The 19,965-nt window shown below is 63.9% G+C and carries 23 protein-coding genes; 8 read left to right on the top strand and 15 right to left on the bottom strand.

All coding sequences use genetic code 11. From position 1 onward, the window contains the following. Positions 1-12 precede the first annotated feature (12 nt). The 3 genes from E8E95_RS24495 to E8E95_RS24485 are packed head-to-tail and all read left to right on the top strand — an operon-like array spanning position 13 to position 2,512. Positions 13-1,020 carry a methionine ABC transporter ATP-binding protein gene (locus E8E95_RS24495; RefSeq protein ID WP_280354554.1) on the top strand — a complete coding sequence of 336 codons (1,008 nt, stop codon included), beginning with the start codon at positions 13-15 and terminating at the stop codon, positions 1,018-1,020. Continuing rightward, a complete protein-coding gene (locus E8E95_RS24490; RefSeq protein WP_280354553.1) occupies positions 1,020-1,685 on the top strand; it encodes a methionine ABC transporter permease in 666 nt (221 codons plus the stop codon). Before E8E95_RS24495 ends, E8E95_RS24490 begins: the two co-directional genes overlap by 1 nt. 50 nt (positions 1,686-1,735) lie before the next feature. Continuing rightward, the gene (locus tag E8E95_RS24485; protein WP_280354551.1) at positions 1,736-2,512 is read left to right on the top strand and encodes a MetQ/NlpA family ABC transporter substrate-binding protein; all 777 of its coding nucleotides are present in this window, start codon (positions 1,736-1,738) and stop codon (positions 2,510-2,512) included. Positions 2,513-2,699: 187 nt separating this feature from the next. On the opposite strand, the gene E8E95_RS24480 is transcribed toward E8E95_RS24485, so the two are convergent. Genes E8E95_RS24480 through E8E95_RS24460 form a run of 5 tightly spaced genes read right to left on the bottom strand, consistent with a single transcriptional unit; the run spans position 2,700 to position 6,657 of the window. Next, positions 2,700-3,335, bottom strand: a complete 636-nt coding sequence (locus E8E95_RS24480; RefSeq protein ID WP_179061515.1) for an SCO family protein — start codon at positions 3,333-3,335, stop codon at positions 2,700-2,702. Further along, the gene (gene cyoE, locus E8E95_RS24475) at positions 3,332-4,237 is read right to left on the bottom strand and encodes a heme o synthase (RefSeq protein WP_280354549.1); all 906 of its coding nucleotides are present in this window, start codon (positions 4,235-4,237) and stop codon (positions 3,332-3,334) included. The genes E8E95_RS24480 and cyoE overlap by 4 nt, the downstream gene beginning before the upstream one ends. Positions 4,238-4,249: 12 nt before the next feature. Then, positions 4,250-5,335, bottom strand: a complete 1,086-nt coding sequence (locus E8E95_RS24470; RefSeq protein ID WP_280354547.1) for a COX15/CtaA family protein — start codon at positions 5,333-5,335, stop codon at positions 4,250-4,252. Positions 5,336-5,372: 37 nt separating this feature from the next. Further along, positions 5,373-5,954: a hypothetical protein gene (locus E8E95_RS24465; RefSeq protein ID WP_280354545.1), complete on the bottom strand. Its 582-nt coding sequence runs from the start codon at positions 5,952-5,954 to the stop codon at positions 5,373-5,375. Next, on the bottom strand, positions 5,929-6,657 hold the full coding sequence (locus tag E8E95_RS24460) for an SURF1 family protein (protein WP_280354543.1): 729 nt from the start codon (positions 6,655-6,657) through the stop codon (positions 5,929-5,931). The genes E8E95_RS24465 and E8E95_RS24460 overlap by 26 nt, the downstream gene beginning before the upstream one ends. Positions 6,658-6,726: 69 nt before the next feature. Here E8E95_RS24460 and E8E95_RS24455 point away from each other — a divergent pair, with 69 nt between their 5' ends. After that, positions 6,727-6,930, top strand: a complete 204-nt coding sequence (locus E8E95_RS24455) for a twin transmembrane helix small protein (protein WP_077527557.1) — start codon at positions 6,727-6,729, stop codon at positions 6,928-6,930. A gap of 30 nt (positions 6,931-6,960) precedes the next feature. Here the strand turns inward: E8E95_RS24455 and E8E95_RS24450 are convergent, their stop codons facing one another. Genes E8E95_RS24450 through coxB form a run of 4 tightly spaced genes read right to left on the bottom strand, consistent with a single transcriptional unit; the run spans position 6,961 to position 11,173 of the window. After that, on the bottom strand, positions 6,961-7,848 hold the full coding sequence (locus E8E95_RS24450; RefSeq protein ID WP_077527556.1) for a cytochrome c oxidase subunit 3: 888 nt from the start codon (positions 7,846-7,848) through the stop codon (positions 6,961-6,963). Between the two features lie 25 nt (positions 7,849-7,873). Beyond that, positions 7,874-8,425 (bottom strand): cytochrome c oxidase assembly protein, encoded by a 552-nt coding sequence (locus tag E8E95_RS24445; RefSeq protein ID WP_179061509.1) that lies wholly within the window; start codon positions 8,423-8,425, stop codon positions 7,874-7,876. A 1-nt stretch (position 8,426) separates the two neighbouring features. Further along, a complete protein-coding gene (gene ctaD, locus E8E95_RS24440) occupies positions 8,427-10,016 on the bottom strand; it encodes a cytochrome c oxidase subunit I (RefSeq protein WP_077527615.1) in 1,590 nt (529 codons plus the stop codon). A 29-nt stretch (positions 10,017-10,045) separates the two neighbouring features. Further along, positions 10,046-11,173 (bottom strand): cytochrome c oxidase subunit II, encoded by a 1,128-nt coding sequence (coxB, locus tag E8E95_RS24435; protein WP_179061507.1) that lies wholly within the window; start codon positions 11,171-11,173, stop codon positions 10,046-10,048. Between the two features lie 375 nt (positions 11,174-11,548). On the opposite strand from coxB, the gene E8E95_RS24430 reads away from it, so the two are divergent. Continuing rightward, entirely contained in the window at positions 11,549-12,208 is a 660-nt protein-coding gene (locus E8E95_RS24430; protein ID WP_179061506.1) for a hypothetical protein, read from the top strand. A 48-nt stretch (positions 12,209-12,256) separates the two neighbouring features. Here E8E95_RS24430 and E8E95_RS24425 read toward each other — a convergent pair whose 3' ends face one another. The 4 genes from E8E95_RS24425 to prlC form a co-directional block, all read right to left on the bottom strand. Then, positions 12,257-12,964, bottom strand: coding sequence for a carbonic anhydrase (locus E8E95_RS24425; RefSeq protein ID WP_179061505.1), 708 nt, complete (start codon positions 12,962-12,964; stop codon positions 12,257-12,259). Positions 12,965-13,074: 110 nt separating this feature from the next. Next, positions 13,075-14,133, bottom strand: coding sequence for a PA0069 family radical SAM protein (locus tag E8E95_RS24420; RefSeq protein WP_280354539.1), 1,059 nt, complete (start codon positions 14,131-14,133; stop codon positions 13,075-13,077). Positions 14,134-14,326: 193 nt separating this feature from the next. Beyond that, positions 14,327-14,593 (bottom strand): YheV family putative zinc ribbon protein, encoded by a 267-nt coding sequence (locus E8E95_RS24415; RefSeq protein WP_280354538.1) that lies wholly within the window; start codon positions 14,591-14,593, stop codon positions 14,327-14,329. Further along, positions 14,590-16,653: an oligopeptidase A gene (gene prlC, locus E8E95_RS24410; protein ID WP_280354536.1), complete on the bottom strand. Its 2,064-nt coding sequence runs from the start codon at positions 16,651-16,653 to the stop codon at positions 14,590-14,592. Before prlC ends, E8E95_RS24415 begins: the two co-directional genes overlap by 4 nt. 112 nt (positions 16,654-16,765) lie before the next feature. Here prlC and E8E95_RS24405 point away from each other — a divergent pair, with 112 nt between their 5' ends. Then, on the top strand, positions 16,766-17,311 hold the full coding sequence (locus tag E8E95_RS24405; protein ID WP_280354535.1) for a gamma carbonic anhydrase family protein: 546 nt from the start codon (positions 16,766-16,768) through the stop codon (positions 17,309-17,311). 4 nt (positions 17,312-17,315) lie between these two features. Then, positions 17,316-17,960: an HAD family hydrolase gene (locus tag E8E95_RS24400; protein WP_280354533.1), complete on the top strand. Its 645-nt coding sequence runs from the start codon at positions 17,316-17,318 to the stop codon at positions 17,958-17,960. 138 nt (positions 17,961-18,098) lie between these two features. Here E8E95_RS24400 and E8E95_RS24395 read toward each other — a convergent pair whose 3' ends face one another. Continuing rightward, the gene (locus E8E95_RS24395; RefSeq protein ID WP_280354531.1) at positions 18,099-18,332 is read right to left on the bottom strand and encodes a DUF1161 domain-containing protein; all 234 of its coding nucleotides are present in this window, start codon (positions 18,330-18,332) and stop codon (positions 18,099-18,101) included. A 58-nt stretch (positions 18,333-18,390) separates the two neighbouring features. Then, a complete protein-coding gene (locus E8E95_RS24390; protein WP_280354529.1) occupies positions 18,391-19,467 on the bottom strand; it encodes an aminopeptidase in 1,077 nt (358 codons plus the stop codon). A 56-nt stretch (positions 19,468-19,523) separates the two neighbouring features. Between E8E95_RS24390 and E8E95_RS24385 the strand changes: the two genes are divergently transcribed. After that, positions 19,524-19,940: a hypothetical protein gene (locus E8E95_RS24385; RefSeq protein WP_280354528.1), complete on the top strand. Its 417-nt coding sequence runs from the start codon at positions 19,524-19,526 to the stop codon at positions 19,938-19,940. Positions 19,941-19,965 lie beyond the last annotated feature (25 nt).

The raw sequence follows: 19,965 nt of genomic DNA, 5'->3' as shown, positions 1-19,965 counted from the left end.
AAGGTTTCCGCAGTGATCGAATTCCATAACGTCCACAAGGCGTACCGCGTCGAAGGCCGCGAAATCCCGGCCCTGCAGCCGACCGACCTCGCCATCCAGAGCGGCGAAGTGTTCGGCCTGATCGGCCATTCGGGCGCCGGCAAGAGCACCCTGCTGCGCCTGATCAACCGCCTTGAAGAACCCACCGGCGGTCGCATCGTCATCGACGGCGAAGACATCACCGCCCTGGACAGCGAAGGCCTGCGCCGTTTCCGTCAGCGCGTCGGGATGATTTTCCAGCACTTCAACCTGCTGGCATCCAAGACCGTTGCTGAAAACGTCGGATTACCGCTGAAGCTGGCCGGTGAGTTGTCCCGCGCAGAGATCGATCGCCGCGTCGCCGAACTGCTGTCCCGCGTCGGCCTCAGCGACCACGCCCGCAAGTACCCGGCGCAACTTTCCGGCGGCCAGAAGCAGCGCGTCGGTATCGCCCGCGCTCTCGCCACCCAGCCGAAGATCCTGCTCTGCGACGAGGCCACCAGCGCCCTCGACCCGCAGACCACGGCCTCGGTGTTGCAACTGCTGGCCGAGATCAACCGCGAACTGAAGCTCACCATCGTCCTCATCACCCACGAGATGGATGTGATTCGCCGGGTCTGCGACCGCGTGGCGGTCATGGACGGTGGTGTGATCGTCGAGCAGGGCGCGGTGGCCGATGTGTTCCTGCACCCGCAGCACACCACCACCCAGCGTTTCGTGCTAGAAGACGAGCAGGTGGACGAAGGCGAACAGCATGACGACTTCGCCCACGTCAGCGGCCGCATCCTGCGCCTGACCTTCCGTGGCGAGGCAACCTACGCCCCGCTGCTGGGCACTGTCGCGCGCCAGACTGGCGTCGACTACAGCATCCTTGCCGGCCGCATCGACCGTATCAAGGACACCCCCTACGGCCAGCTGACCCTGGCCCTGACCGGCGGCGACATCGACGCCGCGCTTGGCTGCTTCCGCGCGGCGGACGTGCACCTGGAGATCCTGCGCTGATGGAAGCCTTGCTCGCCAATATCGACTGGTACGAAATCTGGCTCGCCACCCTCGACACCTTCCTGATGCTGGGTGGCTCGCTGCTATTCACCGTGCTGCTGGGCCTGCCGCTGGGCGTGCTGCTGTTCCTCACCGGCCCGCGCCAGCTGTTCGAGCAGAAGACCGTTTACGGCTTGCTGTCGCTGCTGGTGAACGTGCTGCGCTCGCTGCCCTTCATCATCCTGCTGATCGTGATGATCCCCTTCACCGTGTTCATCACCGGCACCTCCCTGGGTGTCGCCGGCGCCATCCCGCCGCTGGTGGTAGGTGCCACGCCATTCTTCGCGCGCCTGGTGGAAACCGCCCTGCGTGAAGTGGACCGCGGCATCCTCGAAGCCACCCAGGCCATGGGCGCCACCACTCGCCAGATCATCTGGAACGCCCTGCTGCCGGAAGCGCGGCCGGGCATCTTCGCCGCCATCACCGTCACCGCCATCACCCTGGTGTCCTACACCGCCATGGCGGGCGTGGTGGGTGCGGGCGGCCTCGGCGACCTGGCCATCCGCTTCGGCTACCAGCGCTTCCAGACCGACGTGATGGTGGTCACCGTGGTCCTGCTGCTGGTGCTCGTCCAAATCCTGCAAACCGTCGGCGACAAGCTGGTGGTGCACTTCTCCCGTAAATGACCTGGCGCCGGCCAGACGCCGGCCCGATGACTTCCCACAAGGAGCCGCTCATGAAGAAACTGCTGGTGGCGTTCGCCGCCCTGACCGCCCTCTCCGCCCAGGCCGACACCCTGAAAGTCGCCGCTACCCCGGTGCCCCACGCGGAAATCCTCGAGTTCATCAAGCCGCAACTGGCGAAGGAAGGCGTGGACCTGCAGGTGAAAGTCTTCACCGACTACGTACAGCCCAACGTGCAGGTTGCCGAAGGCCGTCTGGACGCCAACTTCTTCCAGCACCAGCCCTACCTGGACGAGTTCAACAAGGCCCGTCAGACCAAGGTGAAGCTGGTGTCTGTCACCGGCGTGCACGTCGAGCCCTTTGGCGCGTACTCCAGCAAGGTGAAATCCCTGGCCGAGCTGCCTGAAGGCGCCCAGGTGGTCATCCCCAACGACGCCACCAACGGCGGCCGCGCCCTGCTGCTGCTGGACAAGGCCGGTGTGATCAAGCTGAAGGACAACACCAGCATCACCGCCACCCCGAAGGACATCGTCGAGAACCCGAAGGGCATCAAGGTGCGTGAACTGGAAGCCGCCACCCTGCCGCGCGTGCTGAATCAGGTGGACCTGGCGCTGATCAACACCAACTACGCGCTGGAAGCCAAGCTGAACCCCACCAAGGACGCCCTGGTGATCGAAGGCAGCGACTCGCCCTACGTGAACATCCTCGTTGCCCGTGAGGACAACAAGACCAGCGCCGACATGCAGAAACTGGCCAAGGCCCTGAACAGCCCCGAAGTGAAGAAATTCATCGCGGAGAAGTACAAGGGCGCCGTGGTTCCGGCGTTCTGATCGCTTCGTGCTGAATGAAAAAGCCCGCTCAATGAGCGGGCTTTTTTGTGGGTGCTGTACCGAGATACGTCGCAAGTTCCGTAGGTTGGTCCGAGCCTGCGAGGCCCAACAATGCAGTGTCGGACCTCGCGCGTTGGGCTTCGCTGCGCTCTGACGGAACGCCGCCCGCACCAACCTACAAGAGCCCTCAGCTCTTCGGCGTCACCAGCCCCGGCAGCTGCTCCTTGAGCTTCTGGTTGTTCAGCGGTGAACGGATGAAGCCGCGCTGGGTACCGTCCGGGCCGAGGACCACCAGGTTGCCGCTGTGGTCGACGGTGTAGTTTTCCTTGCTGGTGTCAGCCGGGATGAACGGGATGCTCACGGCGTTGGCCAGCTTCTGCAGGGTGGGCAGGTCGCTGGTGATGCCGACGAAGCTCGGATCGAAATAACCCAGGTACTGCTTGATCTGCTGCGGCGTGTCGCGGTTCGGGTCAACACTGACGAAGACGAAACGCAGGTTGTTCTGCGCCTCCTGCGGCAGCAGGCCCTTGAGTTCACGCATCTGTGCCAGGGTAGTGGGGCAGATGTCCGGGCAGAAGGTGTAGCCGAAGAACACCAGGCTCCATTTGTCCTTGAACTGGTCTACCGCGACCTTCGCACCGTTCTGGTCGACCATTTCCAGGGTCGGCAGGGTGCGGCTTTGCGGCAGCAGCACGATGCCCGCGTCGAGCAGTTTGGTCGGGTCGGCCTGGGCCTGGCTGGTCAGGACCCGGTGCACGGTGAGACCGAGCACCACCGCCACGAGGGCAACGAGGACGAAGACGGTTTTCTGGATTCTGGTCATAGGTTCAGCATCAGGTAGTGGTCCACCAGCAGGGCGATGAACAGCAGGAAGAGGTAGGCGATAGAGTACTTGAAGGTCTTGATCGCCGCGTGCGGTCTGCTGTCACGGTACAGCACCCAGGCCCACTGCAGGAAGCGCGCGCCCAGTGCCACCGCGCAGACCAGATAGAGCACGCCGCTCATGTGGATGGCATAGGGCAGCAGGCTGACCGCGAACATCACCAGCGTATAGAGCAGGATGTGCACCTTGGTGTAGTGCTCGCCGTGGGTCACCGGCAGCATCGGGATGTCGGCCTTGGCGTATTCCTCCTTGCGGTGGATGGCCAGCGCCCAGAAGTGCGGCGGCGTCCAGGCGAAGATGATCAGCACCAGCAGCAACGGCTCGGCGGTGAGATGGCCGGTGACGGCGACCCAGCCCAGCAGCGGCGGCGCGGCGCCGGCCAGACCGCCGATGACGATGTTCTGCGGCGTGGCACGTTTGAGGAAGCCGGTGTAGAGCACCGCGTAACCCACCAGCGAGGCCAGGGTCAGCCAGGCAGTCAGTTCGTTGGTAAAGGCCAGCAGCAGGGCCTGCCCGAGCACCGCGAGGACGAAAGCGAATGCCAGCGCCGCAGTCGGCGAGACGCGGCCGTTGACCACGGGACGCTTCAGGGTGCGCGCCATGATCGAGTCGATGCGCCGATCCACCACATGGTTGACCGCCGCCGCCGCACCGGCACAGAGACCGATACCGATGTTGCCGAACAGCAGCACCGTCCAGGGCACCCCGGCGCGGGTGGCGAGGAACATGCCGACCAGGGAAGTGATGAGCATCAGCACCACCACCTTGGGTTTGGTCAGTTCCAGGTAGTCGCGCCAGCTGGCACGGGCCTGGCTGTGTCCTTGGCTGAGCAGAGTGGCCATGGCGTGTACTCCTTATTTGCTGGGCGAAGTGATTACTGTAGGAGCGAGCTCTGCTCGCGATTCCCCAGCAATCCCGCGTTCGCGAGCAGAGCTCGCTCCTACCGAAAGGGCTGAAGCGCGCACCCGGTAATTGGTGGTGACCAGCACCAGCAGCAGCAGGGCGCCGCCACCGTTGTGGGCCACCGCCACCGGCAGCGGCAGGTGGAAGATCACGTTGCTGATGCCCAGCCCCACTTGCAGGCACAGCGCGGCCAGCAGCAGTCCCGCAAGACGCGGCAGGCCGGCGCCGCGCAACTGCCAGGCGAGGACCAGCAGTACCAGGGTCACGGCCAGGGCGCCGAGGCGATGGGTCATATGGATGGCGGTGCGGGCGTCGCTGTCCAGTTGCCCACCCAGGTAGTTCGGGCCGATGTGCTGGGTCAGGTGGAAGCCGTTGGCGAAGTCCATCGCCGGCCACCACTGCCCGTGGCAGGTGGGCAGGTCGACGCAGGCCACGGCCGCGTAGTTGGAGCTGACCCAGCCTCCCAGGGCGATCTGTCCGATGACCAGCGCCAGCCCCAGCACTGCCAGGCGTCGCAACCGCGCCGGCAGCTGGAGAGCCGGAAAGGCGTTGGACAACCGCAGGCTGAGCAGCAGCAACAGGGACAGCGTGGTGAAGCCGCCCAGCAGGTGCGCGGTGACCACCTGGGGCCAGAGTTGCAGGGTCACCGTCCACATGCCGAATGCGGCCTGGGCGATTACCACGCCCACGAGCAGCAGCGGCAGTTTCAGGGGCTGGCCGTCACGTCCGCGCAGGCGCACGGCATGGATCGCCAGACCGAGGATCACCAGGCCGAGGGTGCCGGCAAAGTAGCGGTGGACCATCTCGTTCCAGCCTTTCTCGGCCTCCACCGGTGCGTGGGGGAAGTTGGCTTCGGCGTGGGCCAGTTGGGTCTCGGACTGCGGCACGCTGATGAAGCCGTAACAACCCGGCCAGTCCGGGCAGCCGAGGCCGGCATGGGTCAGACGGGTGTAGGCGCCCAGCAGCACCACCACCACTGCCAGCAGGGTGGCGAACAGGGCGAGGCGGAATCCGGGCCGGTTCTTGTACTTATCCACAGCAGCCGCTCCTCACCTTTCCGGAGAAAGGGGTCGTTCAACCGATATTGGAAAGCTTCAGCAGGTGACGCAGGTCGTTGAGGATCTTCTTGCCCTTCGTGGTGCCGTCGTAGCGCAGCACGAGGTTACCGTGGGGGTCGACTATCCACAGCTGGGCTCCGCCGAGGTTCTCGGTGGCCTTGGTGTAGGTGCTCGGATCGAGGCCGTAGCGCTTCAGGCGCGGATACTCCTGGCTGAGCTTTTCCGCATACTCAGCCGACACCCCGGTAACGGCCAGGGCGTGGCTGGCGCGACCGGCATCACGCCCGAGACCGATGTGAATCTGCCGTGCGACGAACACCATCTGCTGGCAGTCCTGCTGGCAGCCGGCAGGCGCAGTGACCAGCAGTTGCCAGGTTTCCCCTGGCGCCGCGTCCTGCACACCCAGGTCACTGAGGGTCTGGCCATTGCCGATGAGAGTGCCGTGATAGCTGCGCCCCTCCGGCACCCAGAAGCTGAACTTGTACATGGCCGTGGCCAACAGCATCGGGCCGATCACCACCATCAGGATCAGCAGCAGCTGGATGCGTCCACGACGTCGTGGCGGCAGGGTCTCAGGCATGGCGAGTGCTGGGTTCATTGTTGTTCTCCCGTCCTTTGCGCAATCCGAAGTAGATGAACAGGCCGAGCAGAGCGGCCGCCAGGGCGAACCATTGCACGGCGTAGCCAAGGTGTTTTTCCGGGCCCATGGCGACCACTGGCCAATCGCTGCGATAGGCCGCCGGGCTTTCCTCCAGGCGCAGCTCAAGGGGTACGCCATTGCGGCCCAGGTGTTTCCAGAGCGCGCCGGCATCCACCTGGTTGACCAGTTGAGGCCAGCCGCTCGCTTCCAGATGCTTGAGTTCGAATGCCGCTCCCGGCGGCACATAAGCCCAGGCGGTCAATTCCTGGGCACCGTCCGGGGTGCTGAAGGTCGGCGCGACCCGGCGATCCGGCCAGGGCAGCCAGCCACGGTTGACCAGCAGCCACTGGCCACTGGCGTTGTCCTGGAAGGGTTGCAGCAACTCGACGCCGGCCTTTCCGTCGCGGATGCGGCTGTCCAGCAGCAGGCTGTGTGCGGCGTCGAAATGGCCCTGCAGACGCACCCGCAAGTAGGCGGGGTCGGCACTGGCGAGAAGCGCATCGAGGGTGGTTGGGGCGGCGATGCGGCGGGCCTCGGCGGCAGCCAGCAGCTGGCGTTTTTCGTCTGCACGGGAAAGCTGCCAGAAGCCCAGGCCGATGAGCACCGGCAGCAGCGCGAGCACCACCAGGGTAGGCGCCAGGCCAGGCCGGAAGCCACTCATGAGCGTCGTCCGTGACGCTGAACAGGGCTGGCTATACTGCACAACATCCCCCTTCCCCCGGAGTCACGCATGCTCAAAGCTGCGATCGTCCTCATGTTGCTTGCCACGATGGTCAGCCTGTTCAGCGGCCTTTTCTTCCTGGTCAAGGACGAAGGACGCAGCTCCCGCGTGGTCAATGCGCTAACGGTTCGTGTAATCCTGACCGCCATCACCCTGGCGCTCATTGCCTGGGGTTTTTACAGCGGCCAGTTCGTTTCTCAAGTCACCTGGTAAGCCGCAAGCCCCCGCTTGCGGCCGCCTTCCTCACAACACGTAGACGAAGGTGAACAGGCCGATCCAGACCACGTCCACAAAGTGCCAGTACCAAGCCGCCGCCTCGAAGCCGAAGTGATGCTCGGGATCGAAGTGGCCGCGCAGGATGCGCACCAGCATCACCGTCAGGATCAGCGCCCCCATGGTCACGTGGGCACCGTGGAAGCCCGTGAGCATGAAGAAGGTGGCGCCGTAGATGCCCGAGCCAAGAGTCAGCCCCAGTTCCTTGTAGGCGTGGATGTACTCCTCGGCCTGGAAGCCCAGGAAGGTCACCCCCAACAGGATGGTCAGCGCCAACCACAGCTTGAGCGGGCCGCGCTTGTTCTTGCGCAGTGCGTGGTGAGCGAAGGTCACGGTGAAGCTCGAGGTCACCAGCAGCAGGGTGTTGATCAGCGGCAGGTGCCACGGGTCGATCACCGCCTTGGGCGGCGGGAACAGCTTGGAATCCGGGTTGTTCAGCAGCGGCCAGGCGTACTCGAAGTTCGGCCAGAGCATGTTGGCGACGCCCTTGGCGCCTTCCCCGCCGAGCCAGGGGCCGGCGAAGTGGCGGATGTAGAACAGGGCGCCGAAGAACGCGGCGAAGAACATCACCTCGGAGAAGATGAACCAACTCATGCCCCAGCGGAAGGAGCGGTCCATCTGCGGGCTGTAGAGTCCGCCGCGACTTTCTCGGATCACATTGCCGAACCAGCCGAACAGCATGTAGGCCAGGATCAGCCCACCGACGAAGAAGATGATCGGGCCGTTTGAATCCGGCCGCGCCGCCTTGAGGTCGTTGAACCAAGTGCCCAGGCCGTAGACCGTGGTCAGCAGGCCGATGGTGGCAATGATCGGCCACTTGCTCTGGGCCGGGACGTAATACTGCTCGTGACTAGCCATCGTTGTTGTTCTCCTTATCGTCCCGTCAGCCGTCATTCCTGGCGACTGGTGGCTTGCGGGCGGTGATATCGAACAGCGTGTAAGCGAGGGTCAGGTGATGCACATCGGCCGGCAGGTCGCGATCGACGATGAAGCGCACCGGCATCTCGATGCGCTGGCCGGGCTGCAGTACCTGCTGGGTGAAACAGAAGCATTCGGTCTTGTGGAAGAACGCCGCCGCCTTGGACGGCGCCACGCTGGGAATGGCCTGGGCCGTCATCGGCTTGTCGGTGGGGTTGTAGGCAATGAACAGCATCTCGTTGCTCGCCCCCGGATGCACCACCAGATCGTCCGCCTTGGGACGGAACTCCCAGCTCATCCCGGCAGCGTTGGTGGCGAGGAACTGCACTCGCACCTGACGCTGCTGGTCTTCGTTCTGGGCGCCCTCGTAGGCCGACCCGGTGGTCTTGCCGTTGATGCCGAACGCCTGGCACATCACGTCATAGATCGGCACCAGGGCGAAACCGAAGCCGAACATCGCCACCACCAGCACCAGGAGGCGCAGGATCAGGCGGCGAGTGCTCAGTTCCCCGCTCATCTCACTTCACTTCCGGCGGCGTGGAGAAGGTGTGGTAGGGCGCCGGCGACGGCACGGTCCACTCCAGCCCTTCGGCGCCGTCCCAAGGCTTGGCCGGAGCCTTCTTGCCGCCCCGGATGCACTTGATGACGATGAACAGGAAGAGGAACTGGGTTGCCCCGAAGCTGAACGCACCGATGGACGAGATCATGTTGAAGTCGGCGAACTGCAGGTTGTAGTCCGGAATCCGCCGCGGCATGCCCGCCAGCCCCACGAAGTGCATGGGGAAGAACGCCATGTTCATGCCGATGAAGCTCAGCCAGAAGTGCAGCTTGCCGAGGGTTTCGTCGTACATGTGGCCAGTCCACTTCGGCAGCCAGTAATAGGCCGAGGCGAAGATGCCGAAGATGGCGCCGGGCACCAGCACGTAGTGGAAGTGAGCCACCACGAAGTAGGTGTCGTGATACTGGAAGTCCGCCGGTGCGATGGCCAGCATCAGCCCGGAGAAGCCGCCGATGGTGAACAGGATGACGAAGGCCACGGCGAACAGCATGGGCGTCTCGAAGGTCAGCGAGCCTTCCCACATGGTGCTCACCCAGTTGAACACCTTCACCCCGGTGGGCACGGCGATCAGCATGGTGGCGAACATGAAGAACAGCTCACCGGTCAGCGGGATGCCCACGGTGAACATGTGGTGCGCCCAGACGATGAAGGACAAGAAGGCGATCGACGCCGTGGCGTAGACCATCGAGGTGTAGCCAAACAGCGGCTTGCGGCTGAAGGCCGGGATGATCGAGCTGACCGCGCCGAAGGCGGGCAGGATCATGATGTACACCTCGGGATGGCCGAAGAACCAGAACACGTGCTGGAACAGCACCGGGTCACCGCCACCGGCGGCGCTGAAGAAGCTGGTGCCGAAGTGGATGTCCATCAGCATCATGGTCACGCAGCCAGCCAGTACCGGCATCACCGCGATCAGCAGGAAAGCGGTGATCAGCCAGGTCCAGACGAACAGCGGCATCTTCATCAGGGTCATGCCAGGGGCACGCAGGTTGAGGATGGTGGCGATCACGTTGATCGCCCCCATGATCGAGCTGATGCCCATCAGGTGGATGGCGAAGATGAAGTAGGTGACGCTCTCCGGCGCGTACGTGGTCGATAGCGGCGCGTAGAAGGTCCAGCCGAAGTTCGGTCCGCCACCAGCGGTGAACAGGGTGCTGACCAGCAGGCCGAAGGCGGCCGGCAGCAACCAGAAGCTGAAGTTGTTCATGCGCGGCAGGGCCATGTCCGGCGCGCCGATCATCAGCGGAATCATCCAGTTGGCCAGGCCGACGAAGGCCGGCATCACAGCACCGAACACCATGATCAGGCCGTGCATGGTGGTCATCTGGTTGAAGAATTCCGGCTGCACGATCTGCAGGCCCGGCTGGAACAGCTCGGCGCGAATCACCATCGCCATCGAGCCGCCCAGCAGGAACGCGGCGAAGCTGAACCACAGGTACATCGTGCCGATGTCCTTGTGGTTGGTGGTCAGCACCCAGCGCATCAGGCCCTTGGCCGGACCGTGGTGGTGATCATGCCCGGCATGATCGTGGTCGATCACTGCACTCATGTCAGTCTCCATATAGGCCGGTGTCTTCTTCATTGGCTTTCCGCCTGTTTCAGAGCCAGCACTTCCTTGGGCGTCACCATGTCGCCCTTGTTGTTGCCCCAGGCGTTGCGCTCGTAGGTGATGACGGCGGCGATATCGACTTCGGAGAGCTGCTTGCCGAAGGCGGCCATGGAGGTACCCGGCTTGCCGTGGAAGACGATGTTCAGGTGGTCTTCCTTCGGCCCGGTGGCGATCTTCGAGCCCTTGAGCGCCGGGAACATGGGCGGCATGCCCTGACCTTCAGGCTGGTGACAGGCTGCGCAGGTGGTGTGGTAGACCTTGTCGCCCCGCGCAACCAGTTCGTCCAGGGTCCATTCCTTGTCGGTCAGTTCCTTGAGCTTGGCGGTCTCTTCCTTGCGCGCGGCCAGCCACTTGGCGAAGTCTTCCTGGGACTTGGCCTCGACCACGATGGGCATGAAGCCGTGATCCTTGCCGCACAGCTCGGTGCACTGGCCACGGTAGAGGCCGGGCTTCTCGATGCGGGTCCAGGATTCGTTGACGAAGCCGGGAATCGCATCCTTCTTCACCGCCAGCGCCGGCACCCACCAGGAGTGGATCACGTCGGCGGCGGTGATCAGGAAGCGCACCTTGGTGCCGACCGGCACCACCAGCGGCTGGTCGACTTCCAGCAGGTAGTGCTCATCCTTCGGCGCCTTGTTGTGGATCTGGTCGGCAGGCGTGGCCAGGTTGCTGAAGAACTCGACGTCCTGGCCCAGGTACTTGTAATGCCACTTCCACTGGTAGCCGGTGATCTGTACATCCAGCCCGGACTCGGACGTGTCATAGATGTCGATCAGCGTCTTGGTTGCCGGCACCGCCATCAGCACGAGGATGACGAAGGGCACAACGGTCCAGAGGATTTCCACCGTGGTGCTCTCGTGGAAATGCGCTGGCTGCTGACCGGTGGAGCGGCGGTGGATGATCATCGACCAGAACATGGCACCGAAGACCAGTACGCCGATGACGACGCAGATCCAGAAGATGGTCATGTGCAGATCGAAAACGGTGCGGCTGACCTCGGTAGCACCGGGCGCCATATTGACTGTCCAGGCAGCCTCCGCCTGGCTGAGAACAGACAGCAGCAGGAGTCCCATCCAGACTCGTGGATGTCGCATCATTGCGGGTTCCCCTTCTCGTTCTTGTTATCCCGCCGGCTGGGCCAACGGCTTGGGGACGGCTGTCCGGACTACCACACTCAGACCGCCGACCTCGGCACGCAGGTGCACAGTCGGGTTCCATCAGGTAATGCCTTTCGAGTCGGAGTATAGACAGGGACTTCGGCTGCGCAACGCGCTGGAGAAAATGGCTGAAGGCGCGTAAGCCTTGTCCTAAACGCCACGGCTGGCGCGGGCCTTCAGCGGATGGCAAAGTGCTTTTATAGCGAGCCCGAATAACTGTTAAGCGATTATGACAATCCGGTCTTAGCAGTTTCTCAGGGCAAGCTAAGGTCTTGTCTTCACCTTCACCACGCCATGTCCTTTTCAGGAGCAGTCATGAACACCGCCGCACTGCGCGAAGTCATTCAGCGCGCCCTTGAGAACGAAGCTGCCTCGACGCAACTCAGCCAGATCCTAGAAACCCAGATCGCCAGCCTTCACCCCGCCATCCGCCTGCCAGAAGAAGACGCCCAGGGCGTGCTCGCCCGCTTCATCGCTGCCTATGTGGAACAGGTTCCCGATGTACTGGACGCCGCCGCCACCGTCGCCCGCGAAGCCGGTATCGAGTCCCGCATCAAGCCGGTCCTCAAGGTCGCGGAACAGTTCTTCCTGCAACCTCCTGCCCTGATGGCGGGCCACGATGGCCTGGAAGGCCTGCTCGACGAGGCCTACCTGGCCCATCGCCTGGTGGAGGAAGTCAACGACCGCTACATCGTCCATTTCGGCCAGCCGCTGATCCCGCTGGATACCACCGTGGCCAACCTGATCGCCCATCAACTGATCGGCGAACCTTTCGCCAACCAGTTGGACGAAGCCGTGCACCATGCCGTGGACGGCCTGCTGGACGAGGACGTGTTCAGCCAACCCTCGGCACAGGCCTATCGCCAGCAACTGCACGACCCCAAGGTGGAGGAAGCCTGGAAACGCTGGCCGTGCATGTCCGAGCAACTGGGCGTCGGGCTGGAGCTCAACCTGGGCCAGCGCGCGGCGAGCTGAGGAAAACCCGGAAATGAAAAAGGGCTGCACCAGCAGCCCTTTTTTCTGTCACTCCGACAGGTAGCGCGGCCTCGGCGTGGCCATCGGCAGAGGACCATCGCCGATAGGACGGAAGCGACCTTGCTCGGCGTCGTAGGCCTTGATCACCGACGTCTCGATGTCATAGACCCAGCCATGGATGAACAGCTGGCCGCTGGCCAGGCGCGCTGCCACCGATGGGTGCGTGCGGAGGTGGTCGAGCTGGGCCACCACGTTCTCTTCGGTGAGCACTTCCAGGGTCTCGTGGTTGGCGCAGCCACAGTTCTCCTGCACCACGATCTTCGCCACCTCGGCATGGCGCAGCCAGGCTTTTACCGTCGGCATGCGTTCCAGGGTCTGCGGGTCCAGCACCGCCTTCATGGCGCCGCAGTCGGAGTGGCCGCAGATGATGATGTGGTGCACGCCGAGGGCCATCACCGCGAATTCGATGGCGGTGGAGACGCCGCCGTTCATCTGGCCATAGGGCGGCACGACGTTGCCGACGTTACGGGTAACGAACAGGTCGCCCGGCGAGCTCTGGGTGATCAGCTCTGGAACGATGCGCGAGTCGGCGCAGGTGATGAACATGGCGCGGGGTTTCTGTTCATGGGCGAGCTTCTTGAACAGTTCTTCCTGTTGCGGGAAGACCTCATCGCGGAAGCGCTGGAAGCCCTCGACTATGGTCCGCAGGGCTTCTTCGGCGCTTTCACTGCCCAGCTTGTCGTGCTCGTTGCTCATGCTGCCAACCTCGGTCATCGTAGGAATTGTCTTTTATGCCGCCCATTATCCACTGATTGTCGGCATTTGAATTCCTACAGGACTGTTGTTACCGCCCACCGAGTCACACCTCAAAGTAACGCCATTTGTCCCCCGGGCGGGCAAAAGCGTGAACAGTCCAGTTCGTAGTCGCGCCGGCGATTGAGTCCGAGCTTGCGAATGGCCACGGCGAAACGCTGCGCCAGCAGTTCAGCGAAGGGGCCCTCACCCTTGAAACGGTGGCCAAAACGGCTGTCGTAGATTTCCCCGCCACGGCACTGGCGGATGATGCTCATCACATGGGCGGCGCGCTGCGGGTAGTACGCCTCCAGCCATTCCTCGAACAGCGGTCCCACCTCCCTGGGCAGGCGCAGCAGCATGTAGTTCGCCTGCCGCGCCCCGGCATCGCGAGCCGCTTCCAGCAAGCTCTCCAGCTCCATGTCGTTGATCATCGGGATCATCGGCGAACAGAGCACACCCACCGGAATTCGGTTCTCGCTCAACACGCGGATAGCGCGCAGGCGTGCCGACGGCGCTGCGGCGCGGGGCTCCAGGGTGCGTTTCAGTTCGTCGTCGAGGGTCGTGAGGCTGATCATCACCGCCACCAGGTTCTGCTCCGCCAGCTCGGTGAGCAGGTCGAGGTCGCGCAACACCAGCGAACCCTTGGTGACGATGGTCACCGGGTGGCGGTAGCGCAGCAGCACTTCGAGGGTCTGGCGAGTGAGGCGGTGTTCGCGTTCGATGGGCTGGTAAGGGTCGGTGTTGGAGCCGAGGTTGATCGGCGCGCACTGGTAACCTGGCTTGGAAAGCTGTTGCTCGAGCAGGGCCACGGCGTTGGTCTTGGCGATCAACCGCGTCTCGAAATCCAATCCCGGGGACATGTCCCAATAAGCATGGCTGGGTCGCGCATAGCAGTAGATGCAGCCGTGCTCGCAGCCGCGATAGGGGTTTACCGAACGGTCGAACGGCAGGTCCGGCGACTGGTTGCGGGTGATGATGCTCTTGGCGGTTTCCAGCCGTACCTCGGTCGCGCGGCTGGGCGGGACCTCCTGGAACCAGCCGTCGTCCATGGCCACCGAGGTGGTCGGGGCGAATCGGTTGAAGGGGTTGCAGGCGGTACCACGGCCACGAGGGGGAAGGGGCGCTGGCATGGGAAGCACTCCACTAACTGTATATTCATACAGTATATGGAGAATGGCCCTACGCCTAGCCAGATTCTGCCGGGCGGTTGGCCGTAGGAGCTGGCTTGCCAGCGAATCGCCCTTTTCGCTAGCAAGCTAGCTCCTACAAGGCACCTGGAGACAACGCAGGCTGGTGCCGCATGCGCCTTCCTTGGCCTTCAGATCACTCGCTGGGTTTCTTCAGCTTCGGATTGGGGAAGAACTGCACCCCCTGCACTTTGGGATCGGCCACCTTGGGCTTGGGCTGATTGACGCGGGTACCCAGCTCCTTGGGCACCGACTGGCCCTGGGCATTGAGGGTGTCCGCATAGCCGCAGGCCACGCACTGGCGGTGCGGCACGCCGTCTTCGTCCCACATCTGGATCTTGTCCATTTCGCTGCACGCCGGGCACACGGCACCGGCGATGAAGCGTTTCGGGGTCGTTGTCATGCCGCATCCTCCGACAGGCCGCTATGGCGCAGCAGGGCGTCGATGGACGGCTCGCGGCCACGGAAGTCGACGAACAGCACCATGGGCTCCTGGGAACCACCACGGGCAAGAATGGCATCGCGGAAAGCGCGGCCAGTGGCCGGGTTGAGCACGCCTTCTTCTTCGAAGCGCGAGAAGGCGTCGGCGGACAGCACTTCCGCCCATTTGTAGCTGTAGTAACCGGCTGCATAACCGCCCGCGAAGATGTGCGCGAAGCTGTTGGCGAAACGGTTGAACGCCGGCGGACGCATGACCGCCACTTCGGAGCGGATCGCTTCCAGCGCGTCGAGCACACTGCGGCCGTCGCCGTGGGTGGCGTGCAGCTCGAAGTCGAACAGGGAAAACTCCAGCTGACGCACCATCATCAGGCCGGACTGGAAGTTCTTCGCCGCGAGCATCTTGTCCAGCAGGTCCTGGGGCAGCGGCTCGCCGGACTGGTAGTGACCGGAGATCAGCGCCAGGCCTTCCGGTTCCCAGCACCAGTTCTCCATGAACTGGCTGGGCAGCTCCACGGCGTCCCAGGCCACGCCGTTGATGCCGGACGCGCCGGCATGCTCGACGCGGGTCAGCAGGTGGTGCAGGCCGTGGCCGAACTCGTGGAACAGCGTGGTGACTTCGTCGTGGGTCAGCAGCGCCGGCTTGTCGCCCACCGCCGCAGTAGCGACTGGCGGAGTGAAGTTGCAGACCAGGTTGGCCACCGGGCTCACCAGTTCGCCACCGACGTTGCGGCGCTTGTCGCGGGCACCGTCCATCCAGGCACCGCCGCGCTTGTTGGCGCGGGCATAGAGATCGAAGAAGAAGCGGCCGACGTGCTGGCCGTTCTCGCTGATCTCGAACAGGCGCACATCCGGATGCCAGGTGTCGAAGCCGGACAGCTCGCGGATCTCGATGCCGTAGAGCTTCTGCACGATGGCGAACAGGCCCGACAGCACTTTATCGATGGGGAAATAGGCGCGCAGGATTTCCTGGGAAATGCTGTAGCGCTGCTCGCGCAGTTTTTCGCTGAAGTAGCCGACATCCCAGCTCTGCAGGTCCGCCACGCCGCGCTCGGCGGCGAAGGCCTTGAGCTCGTCGAGGTCCTTGGCGGCGAAGGGTTTGCTGCGCTTGGCCAGGTCGCGGAGGAAGCCCAGGACCTGCGGGGTGGACTCGGCCATCTTGGTGGCCAGGCTCAGGTCGCTGAAGTGGGCGAAGCCGAGCAGGTGGGCGAGTTCCTGACGCAGGTCGAGGATCTCGGCCATCACCGGACCGTTGTCGTTCTGCCCGGCATTCGGGCCCTGGTCAGAGGCGCGGGTGCTGTAGGCGGTGTAGACCTCCTGGCGCAGCGCGCGATCGTCGGCGTAGGTCATCACCGCGTAGTAGCTGGGGAATTCCAGGGTGATCAGCCAGCCGTCCAGGCCCTTGGCCTCGGCGGCGTGCTTCATCTGCGCCTTGGCCGAGTCGGTGAGGCCGGCCAGGGCCGCTTCGTCGTGAACCTCTTTGGTCCAGGCCTGGGTGGCGTCCAGCAACTGGTTGGAGAAGCGGCTGCCCAGCTCGGACAGCTTCATCTGGATTTCGCCGTAGCGCTGCTGCTTGTCCGCCGGCAGGTCGATGCCGGACAGGCGGAAATCGCGCAGGGCGTGATCGAGGATGGTCTTCTGCGCCACCTCGTAGCCTGCGGCTTCCGGGCTGGCGGCCAGCGCCTCGTACGCCTCGAACAGCGCGCGGTTCTGGCCGATCTCGGTCCAGTACTCGGAGAGTTTGGGCAGACAGGCTTCATAGGCATTGCGCAACTCGGCGTTGTTGCACACGGCATTCAAGTGGCTGACCGGGCTCCAGGCGCGCCCCAGGCGTTCGCCCAGTTCGTCCAGCGCCAGCACCAGGCCTTTCCAGGTGGGGGTGCCATCCTGGCGCGCCAGCAGGTCGGCGATGGCGGCACGGTTGTCGGCGAGGATCTGGTCGACGGCCGGTTCGACATGTTCCGGACGAATGGTGGAGTAGGGCGGCAGGTCGAAGTCCTGCAGGAGGGGATTGCTCAGGGTCACGGCATTCACCTGTATTCGGAAAGGGACGCGGGCTGTCTGCGGAGACGAGACATAACCCGGATGGGAGCCATCTTAATTACAATCGCCGGCTGACGCAGCCTCAGGAAAAGCTATGAACCCGATCAGAACCTATCAGGGCATCACCCCGCAGCTCGGCGAGCGGGCCTTCGTCGACGCTTCCGCCGTGGTCATCGGCGACGTGCACCTCGGTGACGACAGTTCAGTCTGGCCCCTGGTGACCATTCGTGGCGACATGCACCGCATCCGCATCGGCGCGCGCACCAGCGTGCAGGACGGCAGCGTGCTGCACATCACCCACGCCGGCCCCTTCAACCCGGATGGCTATCCGCTGGAAATCGGCGACGACGTGACCATCGGCCACAAGGCGCTGCTGCACGGGTGCAAGGTCGGCAGCCGGGTCCTGATCGGCATGGGCAGCACCGTCATGGACGGCGCGGTGATCGAGGACGACGTGGTGCTCGGCGCCGGCAGCCTGGTGCCGCCCGGCAAGCGCCTGGAGAGCGGCTACCTGTACGTTGGCAGCCCGGTGAAACAGGCCCGGCCGCTCAGCGACAAGGAAAAAGCCTTCTTCACCTACAGCGCGGCGAACTACGTGAAGCTGAAGGACCTGCACATCGCCGAAGGCTACGGGGTCTGACTCGATGCATTACCAGAACATCCTCTTCGACCTCGACGGCACCCTCACCGACCCGCGCGAGGGCATCACCCGCTCGGTGCAATACGCGCTGGCCAAGCTCGATATCCACGAACCGGACCTGGCGAACCTGGAGCACTTCATCGGGCCGCCGCTGCTGCAGTGCTTCATGCAGACCTACAGTCTGACCGAGGCGCGCGCCTGGGATGCGGTGAACCACTACCGCGACCGCTTCAAGGTCACCGGACTCTACGAGAACCGCGTGTTCGACGGCATCGATGCGCTACTCGGACGCCTGCGTGAACAGGGCCGCACCCTGTTCATCGCCACCAGCAAGCCGACCGTGTTCGCCCGCGAGATCGCCCGGCATTTCGGCTTCGACCGGCACTTCAAGCACATCTACGGCAGCGAACTGGACGGCACCCGCACCAACAAGGTGGAGCTGATCGCGCACCTGCTGGAAGAGGAAGGGCTGGTGCGCACCGACACGCTGATGATCGGCGACCGCAAGCACGACCTGATCGGCGCCAGCCGCAATGGCCTGCATGGCGCTGGGGTTGGCTATGGCTTCGGCAGCTGCGAGGAGTTGATGGCGGAAGCGCCGGCCTACTACTTCGCCAGCCTGGATGAGTTGAGCCGGGCGTTTGGTTGAGTGGGACAAGGGCCGAATGATCACTTGTGGGGGCGAATTCATTCGCTAGGGGACGCGCAGCGGCCCATGAGGCGAGCAGGGCAGGCCTTCGGCCTGCTTGGCGATTGAAATCGCCCCCACAGTTACGCGCCTAGGACATCAATTTCCGTTCCGCTGATAGATGATCTTCTTGGTGCCGCCCTCACAGCTCCCGATCACCATGTTCTGGTCCTTCACTTCGGCGTTCGGGACGATTTCCAGGGTATAGGTCGTCACCCCGGCCGCCTGGATCTTCACTTCGATTTCCTGCTTCAGCTCCTCGCAGGGCTTGGTCGCAGCCAGGGCGGTACCTGTCAGCATGCCCAGCATCAGGACTACAGCAATTCTCTTCATCGCTTACTCCATTTCCTTGATGTCCCGGCCGTTGGACTGACGGCCAGCCAGGCAAGTTCTAGCGGTTCGCCATCAGTCTTTCCAGTGCCTGCGTGCGCGCTTCCATGGGTAGTTCGCCCAGTTCACGCGCACGCTGGTAGAACGCCGCCCAGCTTCCACCCGCCTCGCCGAACAACGCCGCGAAGGCCGGCACCCATTGGTCATAGAGGCCAAAAGGCAGCAGCTTGGCATTGTTCATCGGGCCCTCCATCCACGCGTCGTAGCGGTTGTAGCCGCCCCAGTCGCGATCGCGCATGGCACGGTAGTCGCGGCGCATGCGCTCAAACGCATCGGCCTTGGCCAGGCGCATGCGCTCGGCAGGCAGGCCGCTGGCGTAGAGCTGCTCCAGTCGCTCGCGGGTATCCAGCACCAGGCGGGTAAGGGCATCGCGGTGAATGGATGCGTCATCAGCCTCGATCGACAGGCCGCGACTGGCACGCCACTGCTTCAGGCCTTCGCGCTCGACGAAGCTGGCGAAGGATTCGTTGAAGGCAGTGTCTCCCGGGATATAGAGCCGCTGGTGCGCCAGTTCGTGGAAGATCAGCGCGGCGAGACGGTCGTCGTCCCAGCGCAACATGGTGTTGAGCAGTGGGTCGTCGAACCAGCCGAGGGTGGAATAAGCCTCCACGCCGCCCACCCAGGTATCCAGTCCCTGCTGCCTGAGCAGCGCCGCGGCGCCACGGGCGCGCCCCAGCTGGTAGTACCCGCGGTAGGCGACGCAGCCGGCGACGGGGAAGCAGTGGGTCTCGGGTTGCAGCGAGAACTCCGTCGTGGCGAACAGGTTCCAAACCACATAGGGCCGCTGGATATCGGCATAGACGCGGTAGCTGCCGTTGTCCGGCAGCCCCAGCGAGCCACTGGCGAACGTCCGCGCTTCCTGGGTCAGGGCCAGGCGCTGGCGCAGTTCCTGCGATTGCGAGGTGTCGTCGATCAGCGCCTGCACCGGTTGCCGGGCATTCAGCAGCGCCATCTGCCCACGCGCCAGTTGGCTGTAATAGTCGAGGCTGGAACAACCGCTCAGCAGCAAGATGCCCAACAGGGGAACCCAGGGGCTCCGGATGCGGTCAAGCAGTTCGATAAGAAGGGTGGTCGGCATGCCGCGACACTAGCGCATCGGAGCCACCCACCACTACTGGCCTGTTGGAGCCTTCCATGCGCCCTCTGCTACTTTTCCTGCCGCTGCTCAGCCTTGGCGGCTGCGCCATGCTCCTGCCCAGCCACGACCCGAACCAAGCCTGGATTTCCTTGCAGAAGCAGGAAGGCCAGCACATCCAGGCGAGCCGGGTGGATAACGAAACCCTCTCTGACCAACGCTACTTCCAGGTTTCCCCGGGCCGGCACGAACTGGAGGTACGCCTGGAGTTCGAGGTGGGCGGCAAGGACATCGGCCAGGGCAGCTCCGGCTACCGTCGCACCTGCCTGCTGAAGCTGGCCTACAGCGATTTCGCCGCCGGTGAGCGCTACCAGCTCGCAGCCGGTGGCATCGGTTTCCGTCCCTGGGCACGGCTGTATGACGGGCAGAGCCGGGAGGTCGCCAAGGCCAAGGAAAGTCGCTGCGGCGATGTCTGAAAACTCCGACATGGGGTTATGCTGA

Source organism: Pseudomonas sp. BN414 (assembly GCF_029871275.1).
In the GTDB taxonomy this organism is placed as follows: Bacteria; Pseudomonadota; Gammaproteobacteria; order Pseudomonadales; family Pseudomonadaceae; genus Metapseudomonas; species Metapseudomonas resinovorans_C.
Note: the sequence above shows the minus strand (reverse complement) of the source record. Positions and strands in the feature narration are given on the sequence as shown.